The 16,362-nt window shown below is 70.9% G+C and carries 12 protein-coding genes and 2 tRNA genes; 1 reads left to right on the plus strand and 13 read right to left on the minus strand.

The genetic code is table 11. The annotated features are described in order from the left end of the window. Positions 1 to 35: 35 nt before the first annotated feature. The 8 genes from ACRSBM_RS39265 to ACRSBM_RS39300 all read right to left on the minus strand — a co-directional run bounded on the left by ACRSBM_RS39265 (position 36) and on the right by ACRSBM_RS39300 (position 11,557). Positions 36 to 1,262 (minus strand): SagB/ThcOx family dehydrogenase, encoded by a 1,227-nt coding sequence (locus tag ACRSBM_RS39265; protein WP_434451781.1) that lies wholly within the window; start codon positions 1,260 to 1,262, stop codon positions 36 to 38. Next, the gene (locus tag ACRSBM_RS39270; protein WP_434451782.1) at positions 1,259 to 2,410 is read right to left on the minus strand and encodes a thiopeptide maturation pyridine synthase; all 1,152 of its coding nucleotides are present in this window, start codon (positions 2,408 to 2,410) and stop codon (positions 1,259 to 1,261) included. Before ACRSBM_RS39270 ends, ACRSBM_RS39265 begins: the two co-directional genes overlap by 4 nt. Beyond that, positions 2,407 to 3,432: a lantibiotic dehydratase C-terminal domain-containing protein gene (locus ACRSBM_RS39275; RefSeq protein ID WP_434451783.1), complete on the minus strand. Its 1,026-nt coding sequence runs from the start codon at positions 3,430 to 3,432 to the stop codon at positions 2,407 to 2,409. Before ACRSBM_RS39275 ends, ACRSBM_RS39270 begins: the two co-directional genes overlap by 4 nt. Beyond that, positions 3,425 to 5,965, minus strand: coding sequence for a lantibiotic dehydratase (locus ACRSBM_RS39280; protein ID WP_434451784.1), 2,541 nt, complete (start codon positions 5,963 to 5,965; stop codon positions 3,425 to 3,427). Before ACRSBM_RS39280 ends, ACRSBM_RS39275 begins: the two co-directional genes overlap by 8 nt. Positions 5,966 to 5,985: 20 nt before the next feature. Beyond that, the gene (locus tag ACRSBM_RS39285; protein WP_434451785.1) at positions 5,986 to 7,851 is read right to left on the minus strand and encodes a TOMM precursor leader peptide-binding protein; all 1,866 of its coding nucleotides are present in this window, start codon (positions 7,849 to 7,851) and stop codon (positions 5,986 to 5,988) included. Between the two features lie 130 nt (positions 7,852 to 7,981). Then, positions 7,982 to 8,158, minus strand: coding sequence for a thiomuracin/GE37468 family thiazolyl RiPP peptide (locus tag ACRSBM_RS39290; RefSeq protein WP_434451786.1), 177 nt, complete (start codon positions 8,156 to 8,158; stop codon positions 7,982 to 7,984). Between the two features lie 79 nt (positions 8,159 to 8,237). After that, entirely contained in the window at positions 8,238 to 9,707 is a 1,470-nt protein-coding gene (locus ACRSBM_RS39295) for a SagB family peptide dehydrogenase (RefSeq protein WP_434451787.1), read from the minus strand. Further along, a complete protein-coding gene (locus tag ACRSBM_RS39300) occupies positions 9,704 to 11,557 on the minus strand; it encodes a hypothetical protein (RefSeq protein WP_434451788.1) in 1,854 nt (617 codons plus the stop codon). Before ACRSBM_RS39300 ends, ACRSBM_RS39295 begins: the two co-directional genes overlap by 4 nt. Before the next feature lie 675 nt (positions 11,558 to 12,232). On the opposite strand from ACRSBM_RS39300, the gene ACRSBM_RS39305 reads away from it, so the two are divergent. After that, on the plus strand, positions 12,233 to 12,382 hold the full coding sequence (locus ACRSBM_RS39305; protein ID WP_434451789.1) for an Lsr2 family DNA-binding protein: 150 nt from the start codon (positions 12,233 to 12,235) through the stop codon (positions 12,380 to 12,382). A gap of 61 nt (positions 12,383 to 12,443) precedes the next feature. Here ACRSBM_RS39305 and ACRSBM_RS39310 read toward each other — a convergent pair whose 3' ends face one another. From ACRSBM_RS39310 to ACRSBM_RS39330, 5 genes are all read right to left on the minus strand, one after another. Continuing rightward, positions 12,444 to 12,881 (minus strand): Imm1 family immunity protein, encoded by a 438-nt coding sequence (locus tag ACRSBM_RS39310; RefSeq protein WP_434451790.1) that lies wholly within the window; start codon positions 12,879 to 12,881, stop codon positions 12,444 to 12,446. Then, positions 12,872 to 13,612, minus strand: a complete 741-nt coding sequence (locus ACRSBM_RS39315) for a DddA-like double-stranded DNA deaminase toxin (protein ID WP_434451791.1) — start codon at positions 13,610 to 13,612, stop codon at positions 12,872 to 12,874. Before ACRSBM_RS39315 ends, ACRSBM_RS39310 begins: the two co-directional genes overlap by 10 nt. Before the next feature lie 377 nt (positions 13,613 to 13,989). Next, a tRNA-Arg gene (locus ACRSBM_RS39320) sits at positions 13,990 to 14,065 on the minus strand. Positions 14,066 to 14,106: 41 nt separating this feature from the next. Continuing rightward, positions 14,107 to 14,196: transfer RNA gene (locus ACRSBM_RS39325), tRNA-Ser, on the minus strand. Between the two features lie 166 nt (positions 14,197 to 14,362). Further along, complete coding sequence (locus tag ACRSBM_RS39330) at positions 14,363 to 16,306, minus strand: acetoacetate--CoA ligase (RefSeq protein ID WP_434451792.1); 1,944 nt, start codon at positions 16,304 to 16,306, stop codon at positions 14,363 to 14,365. Between the last annotated feature and the right edge of the window lie 56 nt (positions 16,307 to 16,362).

A 16,362-nucleotide genomic window follows, 5' to 3' on the forward strand; every position in this document is an offset into this window, starting at 1 on the left:
CGCCACGTCGAGGTGGACCAGCACCAGCGCCCCCCTCACGCACCGTCCGGCCATCGACGCCGGTGCGGGGTGTCGGGCACCGGCGAATCCCAACGTAGTGCCCGCTCATCCGGGTTGTCCACGGTTGCCCGGCCGAGGGGGATGACGTACTGGAGGGGCTCGGCGAGGTCGTCGAGTGCGAAGAGCTCGTGGGCGAGGTCGTCGTTGAGGCCGCCGACGGGAGCGCCCGCGAGACCCAGTGCGGAGGCGGTCATCAACAGGGACTGGGCGAGGTGACCGGCTTCGAGCAGGCCGAGGCGCAGCGCGCGCAGGCCGTAGCGCCGGCGCAGCAGGCCCAGGTCGACGTAGAGGCCGAGCAGGACGGGGACGTCGTCGAGCGCGATGGCGTTCGGCGCGTCCGGTGGCCAGGAGAAGTAGGGCGACAGGCCCTTGAGGCCGTCGAGGCCGGGCAGGTCACCGAGGCGGTGCAGCGAGCGGTCGTCCGGGACCACGTCGTAGCGGCCGGGCGGGACGCCGTCGACGGACAGGGCGAAGAGCCGCAGGCGGGCGCTGTAGAGGGTGCCGGCGCTCGGGTAGGGGCGGTGGACTTTGTCCTCGGTGCGGTGGGTTTCGGCGTGCGCGTTCCACAGGAGGGTGCCGAGTTCGGTCGCGTTCAGCGGGCCTTTCACCGCGCCGCGGGTGGTGACCCGGCCGGACACGACCTGCTGGAACGACACCGCGGGCATGGGCTCGTGCGGCAACGGGAGGTCGCCGGTGCGAACCGGCGCGGGCACCTCGGACGGGAACCAGTCCTGTCCACTGTGGAGCTTGCTGCGTTCGAGGTACCGGACGTCCTCGTTGTCATCGTCGCCGTCGAGCAGGGCGCGGGCGGTCAGCAGGAACACCGCGCGTTGCTCGTCGGGGACGACTTCCATGCGGTCGAACAGGGTGCGCAGGTGGGAAGCCCAGACCTCGGGGCTCCGGTCGGACGCTCGCGTGATCGCGTCGGTCCACTCGGGCTCGGTGGCGTTGCCGATCGCGTGCAGCAGTGCGGGGCGTTGGGCCTGGTAGACCGCGTTGATCTTGGCGTGGACCTTGGCCGGCGGGAGGCTCACCGCCAGGTCGCGGGCCTGGGTGCGGAACCAGCGGGCGGCCGTCACGCGGTCCATGCCCAGTTCGCGGGCGGTGACGACCGCGAGCATGGTCGCCGGGACGAGGCGGGCGGCGCGCACCGGAACGTCGTGGATCACCCGGCGCGCGATCCGCTCCGCCGGGCTCGTCACCGGGCGTCCGCGGTCGCGCGGGCCACCCACGCCTCGCCCTGGCTGCGCCACGAGGTGTCCGCGGAGACCACGTAGCGGTTGAAGGCGTCGATCGCGGTGATCCCGTGGGCGGCCTCGATGGTGTCGACGGCCAGGTGGCACAGCAGCGCGCGGTCGTCGGGGCGCAGGCCGAGGCGGCCGAGTTGCAGGTACAGGTAGTTCAACATGGTCTTGAACGTGGTGAACCAGATGTCGTCGGCGCGGAACGCCTCGTGACCGTGCCCGGACAGCAGCAGCCCGTGGAAGTCGCTGAGCCGCCGGGTCGGCAGCCGCGGCGCCAGCGCGCCGTCCTGGAGCAGCTCCCCCGCCACCGTCAGGCGGGCCAGCCTGGGCTGGTGTTCGCGCACCGCCGCGACCCAGTCGGTCACCAGTGGCAGTTCGGGGCCGCCGCCCTCGACCGCGGCTTCGACGGCCGCGAGGCGCGCGGTCAGCGCTTCCCGCTGCCGGTCGAAGGTCCGGACGAAGGCCGCGCGGTAGGCGTCCGGGTCGGCGGTGCGCGAGATGAACGCGTCGGCGTGCGAGCGCAACGACAACATGCCGCGCTCGATCGGGGAACCGCCCTCCACGAAGGGGATGCTGGCCACCGACGCCGTCGCCCACATCAGGTCCAGCGCCAGCGGAGCCAGCGCGCCGCCCCCGCGCAGGTACTCGTACATGCGGAAGGTCTGCTCGGTGGTGTCGGCGGCGAAGGCCGCCATGGCCTCGCTCGCCGCGACCGTGGTGAAGACGTGCAGGCGCTGGTCGTAGGGCTCCTCGACGATGCTGTTGTCCGGGTGGAACGGGTGCAGCGGCCCGCTTTCCACTTCGAGGACGGCGAGCTGGGAGTGCAGCGGGGCCAGCGCCTCCTCGTCCAGCTCGGCCGTCGACGGGTGCGCCAGCTGGTGCGCCGCCACGATCTCGGTCACCACCGCCCTGACCCGCGGCCACTTCTCCTCGCCGACGAGGAGGTTCAGCCGCAGGTGCGGGCCGCGGCGCCAGTGCCGTCCGAAGTAGACGGCGTCGACGTCCACGGCGACGGCGGCGAAGGCGGGGCGCACGGCGTCCAGGACCAGGTCCGCCTCGGTGGCCGGGTCGTGGTGGTGCACGTGCAGGCTGTGCCAGCTGCTCATGACCGCACCAGCAGCTGGGGGTGGTCCTTCAGCACGTAGCCGACGAGGTAGCGCACCTGCACCTCTTCCCACAGCGACAGGCCCATCCGGTTCACCACCAGGTGCGCGCAGCGCAGCAGCACCAGCAGCGTGCCGGGGTGCCTGGTCGACGGCAGGTCGAGCGGACGGGCCAGCGGCGACTCCGGCCACTCCGTGGTGAACGTCCCGTCGTCCTCCAGTTCGCCGAGGCGTTCGCGCAGTTCGAACTGCGAGCGCAGCCAGAACGCCAGGTACCCGTCGCCGACGTCCTCGCGGCGCTCGACCCGGTCGGTCAGCCGCCAGGTCGCCGTCAGCCGGTCGCGCAGCGACTCCTTCTGCCGTTCGTACTGGACGATCACGTCCGGCGACTCCTCACCGGTGCCGAACGGCGTCGACAGGCCCGCGATGGCGGACCAGCGGTCACGCAGGTCGTCGCACATCGCGAAGTTCGCGACCATCAGGTCGAACGCGACGTTCGCGCGCAACGGGACCGGCGCGCCGGACTGGAGCACTTTGAGCGCCAGCAGGCTGGAGTCGTGGAAGTGCTTCTCCACCACCGCGATCGCCGCGCCGCGCCCGTAGTCGGCGTGCTCGCGGACGTAGGTCGCGACCTCGACGTGGTTGTTCGGCCGGACGTACGAGTCGTACTCGGTGCGGCCCTCCAGCTCGGCGAGGTTGGCCGCGTTCGCCGCGAACTGGACGCGGTCGACCAGGTCGGGCACCGGGTTGGCGGCGAGGTAGGCGTTCACCGTCTCGACGGCGCGGCGCTCGATCGCGGCCCGGTCGGCGCGGCGGTGCGGCAGCAGGCGCAGCCGGACGTGCGGGCCGCCTTCCCAGTAGCGCAGGAAGAACCAGCGCTGCACGTGCCCTTCCTCGGTCAGCGCGAGCGCGAGCGGGCCGATGCAGTCGGTGATGAGCTCGTCGTGCGCGGCGTCGAGGAAGGTGTGCACGCACACCCAGTCCGCTTCGAGCGAGGTGTCGGGGTCGACCAGGTCCTCAGTCACGGTTGCCTCCGGAGATCTCGATGAGGTGTTCGGTGTTGCGGCGCCCGTCGTCGCCGTAGGAAGGGGCGTCGCCAGGGGCGGGCAGCGCCTCCTGGAGGAAGATCAGCTGCTCCGGGCCACCGAGCATCCGCTCGAACAGGCCGACCAGCGACAACGACGCGAAGTCGACGTACTGCGGTTTGCGGGACTTCGTCCGCCACAGGTTGCCGTCGAGCATGACCTCCGGGTCCAGCCCGCGTACGAAGCACCGGTCGGGAACCCGGTGCTCGACCCGCCACGCGGTCAGCCGCAGCAGGTAGGCACCGTCGGTCTCGCCCTTGGCCCGCACCGGGAACTCCCGCACCGGGAACACCCACTGCGCCCGGCTGACCACGACCGAGCCGAGCACGACGCGCGGTTCGGCGCGCACCCCCGACACGCGGGTGATCGAGCTGTCGCCGAACATCCGGCGACCGGGAACCAGCAGGTAGGGCGTGACACCGAAGACCTGGAGCAGCAGCCGCAGCGCGGGTGGCATCCACATCTCCGCGACCAGGTTCGGGTGCACGAACGCCACTTCGGCGGCGCGCTCGGCCGACCACAGGCGCAGCAGCCCTGCTTTCGGGTCGTGCACGACCCGCAGGTCGGACAGGGGAATCCGCTCCTCCGGCGGCCGCGAGCTGCGCCCGCCGGGGTAGTCGATCTCGAACGGGACGGCCGAGTCGCGCAGGCCGACGTTGGCGCCGAAGGAGAAGCAGGTGTCGGCGACCAGCCCGTCGACCCGTTCGACCGGGCCGGGCGGCTCGCCGGTCTGGGCCAGCATCCGGTGCACGCGGTCGCGACCACGGCCGTGTCCCGAGTTGACCGAGTTGAGCACGAACCCGTCCGGCGAGACCTGGCCGTAGGCGGTCATCGAGTCGAGCGGGACCATCCACAGTGGCCAGTCGGCGGTCTCGGCCAGCAGCCGGTCCCCGGCCATCCGCACGGTGCCGCCTGCGTCCGGCGCGGTGCCGTTGACCAGGTCGCACAGCCGCGTGCGCAGCCCGGAGAGCCGCCGCAACCGGGGCGACTCGACGTCCTCGATCACGTGGAACCCCTGGGTGCCGACGGCGAGCGCCGCCTGCAACGCGGGTTCGGCCTGTGCCCATTCCTGGACGGCGCGGTGGAAAGCCAGGAACCCGACGCTCGCGCCTTCGCCGAGCCGTGCGGCGAAGACGTCCGCGACGGCGACCCTGGCCGGCAGCGCCGGGTCGAGGCAGGCTTGGAGCTTGCGCACCACTTCGAGGTCACGGACGACCTCCGTCCACTCAGGACCGGGAACGGGGTCGAGCACCACCGCGTTCTCGATCACCGCGTTCTTCGCCGGCACCTCGGCGCCACCGAGCGCTGCCCGCGCGTCGGCCATCGCCCGTTCGACGGCGGTGACGCGGCGCAGGCGCGCGGCGGGGTCGGTCTCCGCGGGGTAGCCGTCGAGCGCGGTGGAGATCCGGCCGAGCGCTTCGGCCAGCGGAGCCCAGCGCGGCCCGCCGGTGGCGACCCATTCGGTCAGCCGTCCCAGCTGGTCCGGCTCCTGGTCGGCGATCGGGGCGAGGCACTCCAGCAGCCCGACCTCGACGAGTTTGCCCAGGAAGGCGGCCGCTTTCTCGGCACCGGCTCCCGTCTGGCCGGCGAGCCGTTCGCGGGCCACGAGGAGGGTGGGCTCGTCGGCCACGACATCGAGGCAGGCCGCGACCGCCGGACCCGCGGGCAGCCCGCGCAACGGCTCGTTGTCCTCGGGCGCCAGGAACTCCCAGCGGCCGTCGGTGAGCGTGGCGCTCGGGTTGCGGCGCAGCACGGTCGTCGCGGCGAACTCGGGCTCGGTCACCAGGCGGCGGCTCACCTGGCGCAGGAACCACAGGTTCGCCTCGACCGTCGTCGTCACGCGCAGCCGGTCGACGGGCTCGCCGCCGGGCGCGCCGAGGCCGCTGATGGTGAAGGTGCTGAACGGGCTCGTCTTCACCGCCGCGCGCGAGAGGTACTTGGTCAGCCGGAGCGCGAGCTGGCGGTCGGGCGTGGTGCCGTCCGGGCGGGCGAGCCACTTCTCCAGCTGGCCGTGGAGGACGGGGCTGCCGAGCAGGAGACCGTGCCGGAACCACGGGTCGGCGACGGCCTTGCGCAGCGCCGCCGCCTCCGCCCGCACTCCCCCGGCGACCGCGTCGTCGACCCCGGCGCGGCGGGCCCGTTGCGCGGTGACCAGGTCGCACCACTCCTGGATGCCTTCGGCCAGCTCGGCGGGCAGCAGCGCGCGGGTTTCGGCGTTCCACAGGCGTTCGCCGGGCAGGCGGTGGTTGTGCAGGGCGCGGCGCAGCGCCACCAGGGCCGAGCGGTGGCCGTCGGCGGCGCCGATGACCGGGTACAGCGTGTCGGCCAGTTCGGTGGCACGGGCGGCGATCGTGGCGTCGGCGCGCAGGATGCCGGTGAGCAGCGCGAGCAGCTCCGGGGAGCGGAGGTCGTCCAGGACGGTGACCGGCTGGCCGCCGATCCGCACCCCGACGGCCGGTTCGGGCGTGGTCATCGATTCGGCTCCTGTCTGGATCACGGGAAGGGGTGCGGGTGCGGGTTCGGCCCGGCACCGCGGTACCCGAGCTCGGCGGGCAGCGTGCTCAGCCGGGACAGGCCGTGCGTGCGGCGCATCCGGTGCCCGAACGTCATCGGCAGCAGGCCGGGCACGATCACCTTGACGCAGGCCAGGCCGGTCGCGCGGTGCTCGTCGGTGGTCTGGTCGACGACGATCACGTCCAGGCCGTGCTTGGTGAACCGCTCGACCGTGTGCGCGAGGTCGTCGCGGAGATCGCCGAACCGGGGGCGGCAGTCGGCCCTCGCGAACGCCTCCGCCAGCGGCACCGGCTTTTCCTGAAGCAGGAAGGAGAACCGGTCGAACGCGCCGGGGTGGCAGTAGAGCAACGCGTGGTCGCGCATCTCGCGCACCTGCTCCGGATCGTCGACCATCCCGGCGACCCGCTCCCGCTCGGCCAGGTAGGCGTCCCGGTTCCAGCCGAGGTTCGCGGTCAGCTCCAGCAGTCCGTTGAGGACAGCCTGCTCGGGGTCGAAGTGCGCACCCGCCGCGCAGATCGCGGCGGGCTCGTCGGGCGCGGTGTGCACCGCCATGACCCACGAGGTGGGGATACCGTGCTCCCCCGGCGTCGCGAAGGCGAGCACCTCGTGACCGCTCTCCTGGCGGATCCGCTCCACCAGCAGGGAGATCCGCCGGTCCTCCACAGTGGACAGATCGACCCGCGGGACGGCCAGCCGGGCGTACCAGGTGAGCAGGAACGCGTCCCGCTCGGCGAGTTCGATCAGACCGTGCAGAGCGGCTTCCTCGAGGCAACCACCGATCGCACAACCGTTGGACACCTCGTAGGCCAGCGGCCGGGCGGCGGGATTGGTGTGGTGCGTGCGGTAGTAGGCGTAGTCCTCGGGCACGAGCACCGGCTCGTCACGGGCGAAGGAATGGCCCCACACCCATGGCAACGGCAGGTCGCGGTCGAACGGCGGGTACGGGAAACCGGTCTCGGCGTAGCGCTCGTCGGGGTAGAGGCCGAGGTCGAGCGGGCAGATCGCCTGCGCGGCGACCGCGCGGTATGGGGCGTGGACGACGGTGCGACTGCCACCGGGACGGGCGCCACCGAGGCGTTCCATGGCCTCGGCCAGCGAGGTGCGGGCGCAACCGCGGTAGTCGAGGCCACGGCCGAAGCCCGCCTCCTCTTCGCTGCCGGGCAGGTACAGCGGGGCGGAGACCATCGGATAGCGGTAGTCGGTGCGCACGTCGAGCTGACGGACGACGCCGGTGTGGCCGTCGACGTAGGCGCGCTCCATCAGGTCCCCGATGCTGTCGAGGTCCTTGACGCGGTAGACGGCCGGCGACAGCTTCGGCCGGGGTTCGGCCATGAGCACCGGTGGCCGGTTGTCCGGCAACCCGCCGCAGGACGGGCAGGCCGGGTCCGGCAGGAACGGATGCGCGTCCACGGTCAGCGTCGACAACCCGACCATCGTCACGACGTCCTGCTCACCCGCCCGTTCGACCAGGCCGGCGACGATCTCGGCGACCGCGGCCGCGGCGAACGCGGTGACCAGCGGTGACGGCCGGGTGGCGAGCCGGTCGGCGTGGCGGCGCACCAGTTCGGCACGGGCGCTGCCCGGTCCGAGCGCGCGCTCGCGGCGGGTCTTCGCGCACCGCACGCAGCCGCGGCGGCCGGTCACCTGGACGGGGCCGATCACCGCCGTGCCCAGTTCCACCCGCACCGGCAGCCACCAGGCGAGGCCGGGATCCGGCTCCGCGTCGGTCCAGCTGTCGTCGACGGTCACCAGGCCGGGGCCGAGTTCGGAGGCAGCGGCGCCGTCGAGCCGTCGGCGCACGGCGGCCGCGAGGCGGCCTTCGCCGCGCACGGTCGTTCGAGTCATCACAATGCCCTTCACCTGATGACGGATCGGTCACCCGGCGGACGCGAGAGCGGCCGCCGGGTGCCGGGTGTTGAACCGGGGAACGGCTACGCGGCGAACGAGGTCACCGGAAGCCGTGGTGGCAACCGGATCAGCAGCAGCAGCAAGAGCAGCAGCTGGCCGGCGAGGACGTCGAGGTGCAGTTCGAGGCACCGATTTCGACCATGCCGTGGCCGGTGTTGATCGCTTCGAGGCCACCGCCCCGGTTGACGGGCAGAACGTCCAGCTGGTCGACGCTCAGGTCCGACAGCTCGAGGGTGAAGTCCATGACAGTTTCCTTTCCTTCGGCCGACACCGGGCGGTTTCGTGCCCGATGCGTTCGTGGGCGGCCTCTCGCGGGCCGCGGTTCACCAGACGAGGAGGGGTTCGTACTGCGCGGACGGGGCGCGGCGGCCGAGCAGCAGCGCGAACACCGCCACCCGCGCCGGGTCGTGACCGAGCGCGGCGCGCACGACCTCGCAGTCGTAGCCGTTCGTGATGCGGGCGGACAGCCCCGCCGCCGCGGCCGCCACGCTGATCCGCTGCGCCACGATTCCCGCCTCCTGGTGGGAGATCCGGTAGCCGCGGGCGCCCAGCGCGCGTTCGGCGGCCTCGCGGTCGACGGTCAGCAGCACCACCGCGGCGGCGCGCGCCGCGTCGACCGACGGGGTCCGGTCGCAGAACATCCCGATCACCCGCCGCCACGGCACCGTGCCCGGCTCCTCCGGCACGAGCCGCATACCCGGCGTGAGCCGGTAGAGCCCGGGCGGGACGTCCACCACGTGCTGCGCGAGCACGTGGCAGTCCACCAGCGGAGCCAGTACCCCGCCGGTGTGGTCGGACTCCAACGGCGACAAGGCGTCCCGCAGGGCGGAACCCAGCTCGGCGGCGGTCGTCGGCCGTTTGGCGGGCCCGAACATCCGGCCGCCCGAGTCGCGCACCCGCAGCGCCGACGCCAGGTCGGCCACCCGTGCGGCCGGCAGGACCACCGGTTCGCCGCCGGGCACCGGCAAGTGGAAGTCGTTGGGCGCCAATGATTCCACCGGCTCGGGACCCAGGCGGCTCGCCCGGTCGACGGCGAGCAGCCCGGCCCAGTGCGCGGCCGGGCTCGCGTTGAGTTCGAGGGGCTCGGGTGCGATCGGCTCCAACGGCTCGGCGCGCACCGGCACCGGCGCGCCGAGCGAGAGGATCGCGAACGCGGTCTCCTCCTCGCCGTCGAGCCCGAACACCCGGTTGACCGCGTCGTCGTCGAACCGGTGCCGCACAACGCCTTCCAGGCCGAGCGCGGCGCCGACGAGCAGCAGGTTGCCGATCGTCAGGCCTGCCTCCTGCGCGGCGATGCGGTAGGCGTAGTCGCGGTAGCGGAAAGCCGTCTTGCGGAAGCGCGCCGCCGCCACGACTGTCACCGCGCCGGGCGTGCCGAGCTCGGCGGGCGGTGCGCCGGTCCGCAACCGGACGAGGCTGTGGTGCGCGACGTCGAAGTGGTAGCCGCCCGCGGGCACCTCGCTGTCGTCCGCGATCCAGACGTACACCTCGATCGGGTGAAAGCAGCGTGCCGACGCCACGGTGCGGTGGTACGGCCAGACCGCGTGCGGGCCCAGCTCGACGCGGTTGAGGCCGTAGCCGAAGTGCAGCAGCGTCGACACCAGCGGTCCGTCGCCGATCACACGACCGGGTGCCGCGAGCGCCTGTCTGGACAGACCGCGGAAGACCGTGGCCGTCAACGGGTCGTCCGCGCCGCCTTCCTCGCCGTGCCCTTCCGCGAACAACGCCTGGACGTCCTCGAACGTGCGCCGCCAGAACCACGTTCCGACGCTCTCGCGCACCGCCGCGGTCACGGCGTGCCCACCAGGACGCGGAGGATGCCGGGGACCAGTTCGTGCACGACCGAGTCGTGGTCCAGCGGCACGGCGACCGGACGAAACCCCCTGTCGCGCAACGCCTTCAGCATCTCGGCGGCGGTCGCCGCCCGTGCCGGGACCGGGGTGCCCTCCGGCGCGGGAACGCCCGTGATCGGCACCGGCCGGTAGTCCTGCTCGCCCGTCAGCGCGCCCTGGCTGTCCAGCGCGACGGCGGTCAGCCCGTCGAGCACGGCGTCCGGTCCGCAGGTGACGGCGACGACCTCGGCACCCTGCCACCAGGCGAGTACCGGTAAGCCGAGCGCGGCGCCGACGTCGGCCACCCGGAGCCGTCCGCCGGCGGCGACCACCAGCGCGGGCAGTCCGGACCGGTGGTCGCCGAGGTCGACCGGGACGGGCCGCACCCGCCCGGCGCGCACGTCCTCGACCGCGACGCGGGCGCAGTGCTGCCCGAGCCCGTCGGCGAGCGCGTCGGCCCAGCTCAGCCCGGCGGCCAGGCCGGTGTCGACGGAGAACACCGTGGCGGCAGGAAGTTCGACCACCTCACCGAGCGAGATGCCGTGCTCGCCCGGCAGCAGTGTCACCGCCGGGACGGTGGCGCCGGTGCCGCGTCGCGGGTCGGCCGAGTGCACCGCCAGCGCGCGCAGGGCCGCTTTGGCACGCGCCTCGCGGAAGCCGAGCGCGGCGCCGAACACCCGCTGGGTGCCGGGTTCGGGCAGCAGCGCTTCGGTGACGTTCAACGGGATCTGGGTGAAGTCCTGCTCGTCGAGATCGCGGATCACCCCGGCGTGACGGTCGAAACACGCGGCAGCGCGCTCGGAGAACTCCTCGGGCGTCGACGCCCTGGCTCTCAGCAACCCGTCGACTCGCCGCGCGAACGCCTCGTGCGACTCCGGGGCCGGGCTCACGACCGGCAACACCGGGTGGGTGGACGTGCGCAGGGTCTCCAGGTCGATGCGGGTCAGCTCGGTGTCCTCACGGCGGACCACGCCGGTGAGCACCCGCAGCGCGAGCGTGCCGAGGTGCGCGGCGACGACCGCGGCCGCCGGACCGGTCAGGAAGCGGTTGGGCGCCGGGGTCGCGGCCACCCGCCGGAACGCGGACAGCCAGCCGTCGCCGACCGGCCCGAGCCACGCGACGTCGCCGAGCACGTAGCCCTGGACCAGCGTCGCACCGGCCTCGCGGCACCGTTCGTCCAGCAGCAGCGCGCGCTCCAACGCGCCTTCCTCCGCGACGTGCAGCACGACGTCCGAAGCGCCGATCTCCGGCCGCTCGACCAGGTCGAACCGCTGCGCCGGGTCGTGCGACAGCGCCTCGTCCACCAACGTGGACAGCCGGCCGGTGTCGGTGACGCCTTCCGGCGAGATCGCCGCGCGCACGGTCCGGACGCCGGACCGCAGCACCGAGGCGACCAGCGAGACGAAGACCGGGCCGGACCCGAACACGGTCACCGGAGTGTTGCGGTAGCGCTCGAAACGCCGCGCGGCGGAAGCCCCGTAGTAGTCGAGAAAGGCGATCTCCGACGAGTAGGTCTCCAGCTCCCGCGCGGTCAGCCCGTGCGGCTCGTCCTCGGTCGCGTCGACCACGCACCCCGCCTCGGCGAGCCGGCGCACGATGGCCGTCACGGCGTCCGCCTTGTCCGCGGGCAGCGCGCCGACCAGCTCACCGAGCTCCCGCGAACCGTCCAGGTAAGGGGCGATGCGGTCGAGCCACGCGTAGGCGCCACCGCCGTGCAGCGCGACGTCGGCACCCGCGCCGAACACGTGCACGCCACCGTCGATCGGGACGTACAGGACGTCCGACTTCAGCCTGGGCCGCAGCTTCTCCACTTCACACCTCCGTCTCGGTGGCGGAACCGTCCAACCGGTTCCCAAGCCTGGCCACGCGTTCCGGGACGGACACCGTGGTATCTCCGCAAGAACCGCAAAAGCGCAGTTCACAGCGCTTGTTCCCACTGAGACGGACCATCGGGGGGGGGAGGAAACGGCCACGCACGAAAGCCCCGGCCAGACCGAGGTCTGACTGGGGCTTTGTGCACAACCGCTGCGAGGACTCGCCGTCAGGGCTTGACCGAGCGACTGACCGCACACTTCTTGGTGCCGGTGACACATACTTTGAGATGCACGTCGGTAACGTTCGAGTCGGTATTCCAAGTTACCGTCGGAAAAGTTGTCCCATGAACCCTGCAGCCAATTTTGACTTCCACGTACTTGATGCGGAAGTGCCGTTCGCAAGGTTTGCCGTGACATAGCCCCAGACCGGATAGTTGTCACCGGGGCAGACATCCCTGAGGGTCCAGTTCGAGACGACTACCTTCCCAACCACGCAGCCCACGCTGGTCTCGCCACCGTCAGGCTGGGCCCGATCCATCGGACACGTGCTGTGTCATGCGACTCGGCAGCCAACAATGACGGTGACCAGGCCAGTTCGGTGGCCGAGTCACCGTCATTGTTCGATCCGCCGTATCCAGGCTTAGGCGGTCCCCAACATCGCCACGTTTTCCTGTGTCCGACGACGTGCATGAACGCCTCGATGACAAGGCCGAAGCACAGCGCTTCCGCGACTGGGCGCGCGCCGAGGGACACCAGATCTGCGACCGCGGACGCATCCCACAGGCCTTCGTCTCCCAGTTCCAGAACGCCCACGCGTCCTGACCAAATGCAGAACGCCCCTTCCGTCATTTGACGAAGGGGGCTTTTTTGCTTGGCAGCCGAGTCACAACGCCGCGTCTGAAGCGGGGTTCAGAACAGAACTAGGCTGCCATTCGACTACGGTCGGACGCTCTCCGTCCGACATCATGTATTCCTTGCATGCCTGCCAGACAATATCGACCGGGTACTCTGCGGTCATCGGGAACTCGCGGTCAGATGACATGTAGTAGTAGAGGCGGTTTTCGGGCGCAGAGAATCCATCATCTGGGTTCTTGCTGTACAGCCCGTGTCGGTGTTCGCCGCCCGAGTAGTACAGGACGCCGCGGTCGCCGAAGAACCCTGCATTGAGGATGACGCGGTAGGGGTCGCTGGCGTCCAGCATCTCGAACAACACCGGGTAGTCGACTGCGCTTGCCTGCACCCGGAGGGCGTCCAGCTCCTCCAGGGTGCGAACGAACGTGGGCTCGTCGCTGTCCTCGTCCCACCAGACCTTCAGCTCCACGACGGCTTCGCCCCTCCGGTGTAGGTCTTCTTCATCATCACGCCTTGCCGGTTGATCCCGTACACGGTCAAGGAACTCCCTTCCGGCAAGACGATCGGAACCAGCGGGTCACAGCCGAAGTCACCCTTGCACGGGACGTGATTTATGGTCACGGTCGCATCGGTGATGCCCTTCTGGGCCATGTATACCGCGATCTTGATCTCGACGTCCTTCGAGGTAACTGGTAGCGCTGGGATACCCATATCCGTGAGGTGCTGCTCGACAGCCTTCGACATCTCGTCGACGCCGCTGGTCAGCCTCCGGATAGGTGCTTCGGGAACGTCGGTGTTCGTGAACCAGCGACCGTGGGTCTTCTGACCTGATCGCGGCTCCACCGGCGGCGGTAGATCCCGGCGCAGTTGTTCGATGTGGTCTGGGCTACCTCGCGGTGGAGGCGCCGATGCTGGCTTGGGGTGCGGCTGGGCAGCTGGTTCAGGCCCTGCGGGAGTCGCCGACGTTGTCCCGCTGAGTTCGAGGCTATGCAGGATCTTCTCAACGCCGGAGATGCCAGCACCAAGAAACTGGTGCAGGCCCTTCGCACCGCTGACGACTGCGGCGAACTGCGCATTTGTTGCTTCGGCGTCTCCTTGCAGGCTGCCCTCTACTGCCGATACCAGATGGTGCTGCGCTTCCTCTGCCAGTTCTGCGGCCTGTTGCAGCGCCTCGCCAGCCTGCGCGGCCTTGTCGAGCACTCTGTTGAGTCCGTCTCCGACCTCTCCGAGCGATGCCACACCGTGCCCCTCCCTGCCACGACCTCCGGATGTTCGCATGAGGCACCGACAGAAAGCGGCCTCGCCCGAGATGGGCGAGGCCGCAGAACTTCGCTGTAGCTGAGGTCTAGGACAGCCAGGCTGGCCCATCGGAGCCGCCGTTCTCGCTGCCCAAGGTGGCGCGGGACGCGGCGGAGAAGACTGTCGCACTGATTCCTCGGGCACCCACCAGAGCATCCAACGGAACGCGCGGGCACCCGTCGGGCACCTACAAGATCCACACAGTGAATTCGGAGGTGAAGGAAATGATCCGGGCATAACAAAACCCCAGCTAGACCGAGGTCTGTCTGGGGCTTGTGTGGTGCGCTCGGCAGGATTCGAACCTGCAACCTTCTGATCCGTAGTCAGATGCTCTATCCGTTGAGCTACGAGCGCGAGTATTCAATTATAACCGATCCCCTAGAGGCTCGGCCTTGCGGAGGCTCCGGGATTTGAACCCGGGATGGGGGGTTACCCCAAACCGCATTAGCAGTGCGGCGCCATAGACCAGACTAGGCGAAGCCTCCCGGGACCATCCTCGGCCACGACGCATAGGTTACACAGGTCCTCAACCGACTTGCAAAACGCCCCCCTCAAACACCAGAACGCGCTGGTCAGAGCACGTTCAGAGGGGCCGGGAGGGGCGTTGAACGCCTGGTCACCGCCGCGAGAGTGACCTAGATCATTCCCAGCTCATCCCGAGGCGAGGTCCAGGAACGGTTGGAGGGACTCGGGATTGCGGAGCGCCCCCGCGCTGACGGCTCGGTCCGGGTCCACGCCGGCGAGGATCTTCTTGACCGGGACCTCGCACTTCTTGCCGTTCAGGGTCCTCGGGATCTCGGCCACCGCCACGAACCGGTCCGGGACGTGGCGGGGGGACAGCGACGAGCGCAGTTCCCGGCGCAGCAACGGTTCCACGTCGGCCAGCTCGACGCCGTCCAGGACGACGAAGCACAGGAGCTCGCCCACGGACACGCCCGAGGTGTCGATGACGAGGGAGTCGACGACGCCGTCCACGCCCTCCACCACGCGGTAGAACTCCGAGGTGCCCATCCGGACGCCGCCTCGGTTCAGGGTCGAGTCGGAGCGGCCGTAGATCACCGCCGAGCCTCGCGGGGTGATGCGGATCCAGTCGCCGTGCCGCCAGATTCCGGGATATGTGTCGAAGTACGCCTCGCGCAGCCGTGAGCCGTCGGCGTCGCCCCAGAAGTAGAGCGGCATGGACGGCATCGGCTTCGTGATCACGAGCTCGCCCACGGCGTCCACCACCGCGGCGCCGGACTCGTCGAAGGCCTGCACGGCGGCGCCGAGGGCCCGGCAGGAGAGCTCACCCAGCCAGACCGGGCGGTCCGGGGAGGCGGTCACGAAGGCCGTGCAGACGTCGGTGCCGCCGGAGACGGAGGCGATCTGGACGTCCTTGCCGACGGCGTCGGCGATCCAGCGGAAGCCTTCCGGGGTAAGGGGTGAGCCGGTCGAGCCGACGACGCGCAGGCCCGTCAGGTCGTGGTGGGCCGACGGGGTGAGGCCCTCCTTCAGGCACGTCTGGACGAACGGGGCGGAGGTGCCGAAGTAGGTGACCCGGTGCTGTTCGGCCAAGTGCCACAACGTGTTCAGCGACGGGTACCCCGGGCTGCCGTCGTACAGGACGATGGTGGTGCCGACCAGCAGACCGCCCACCAGGTAGTTCCACATCATCCAGCCGGTCGTGGTGAACCAGAAGAACCGGTCGCCGGGGCCGAGGTCGCTGTGCAGGGCGAGCATCTTCAGGTGTTCCAGCACGATGCCGCCGTGGCCCTGCACGATCCCCTTGGGCAGGCCCGTGGTGCCGGACGAGTAGAGCACCCACAGCGGGTGTCCGAACGGCACCGGCGTGAACTCCGGCGGCGCGCCCTCGAAGGAACCCAGCAGTTCCGTGAACGACAGCGTGTCCGGCAGCGTCGAGCCGTTCCCCAGGTAGTCGATCAGGACCGTGGCGCGCAGCGACGGGATCTGGGCGCGGATCTCCTCGACGACCGGGCGGCAGTCGAACGACCGTCCGTTGTAGACGTAGCCCGAGACGGCGACGAACACGACGGGCTCGATCTGGGTGAAGCGGTCGGCCACGGCGCGGGCACCGAAGTCCGGGGAGCAGGACGACCACGTGGCGCCGAGCGAGGCGGCCGCCAGGAAGGCGATGAGGGCCTCGGGGGCGTTCGGGACGAGCGCGACCACCCGATCGCCCTCGGAGACGCCCAGGGACGCCAGGGCGGCCCGGAAGGCGGCCACACGCGAACGCAGGGCACCGAAGGTCAGGGAAGAGGTGACGCCGTCCTCGCGATGGAAGATCACGGCCAGGTCGTCGTCGGCACCGCGGCGCAGGGCGTGCTCGGCGTAGTTCAGCGTCGCGCCGGGGAACCACTCGGCGCCCGGCATGTCCGGCGACCCCAGCACGCGTTCGGGCGCGGAGTGGAACCGGACGTCGAAGTACGAGGCGATGGCGCCCCAGAACCCCTCGAGGTCGGAGACGGACCATTCCCAGAGCGACTCGTAGTCGGGGAAGTCGTGGCCGCGACCCTGGAGCCACGACCGGAAGGCGGTCATCCCGTTGCTCCCCGCGAGGTCGGGGCGCCACAGCACTTCGACGTCGGTGTCGGTCATCCCCCATGTCTAACCCAGGGACGACCGGACGTCCATGTGTGGCGGGCGGACACGCG

This window comes from Lentzea xerophila (genome assembly GCF_051094245.1).
Lineage (GTDB): Bacteria > Actinomycetota > Actinomycetes > Mycobacteriales > Pseudonocardiaceae > Lentzea > Lentzea xerophila.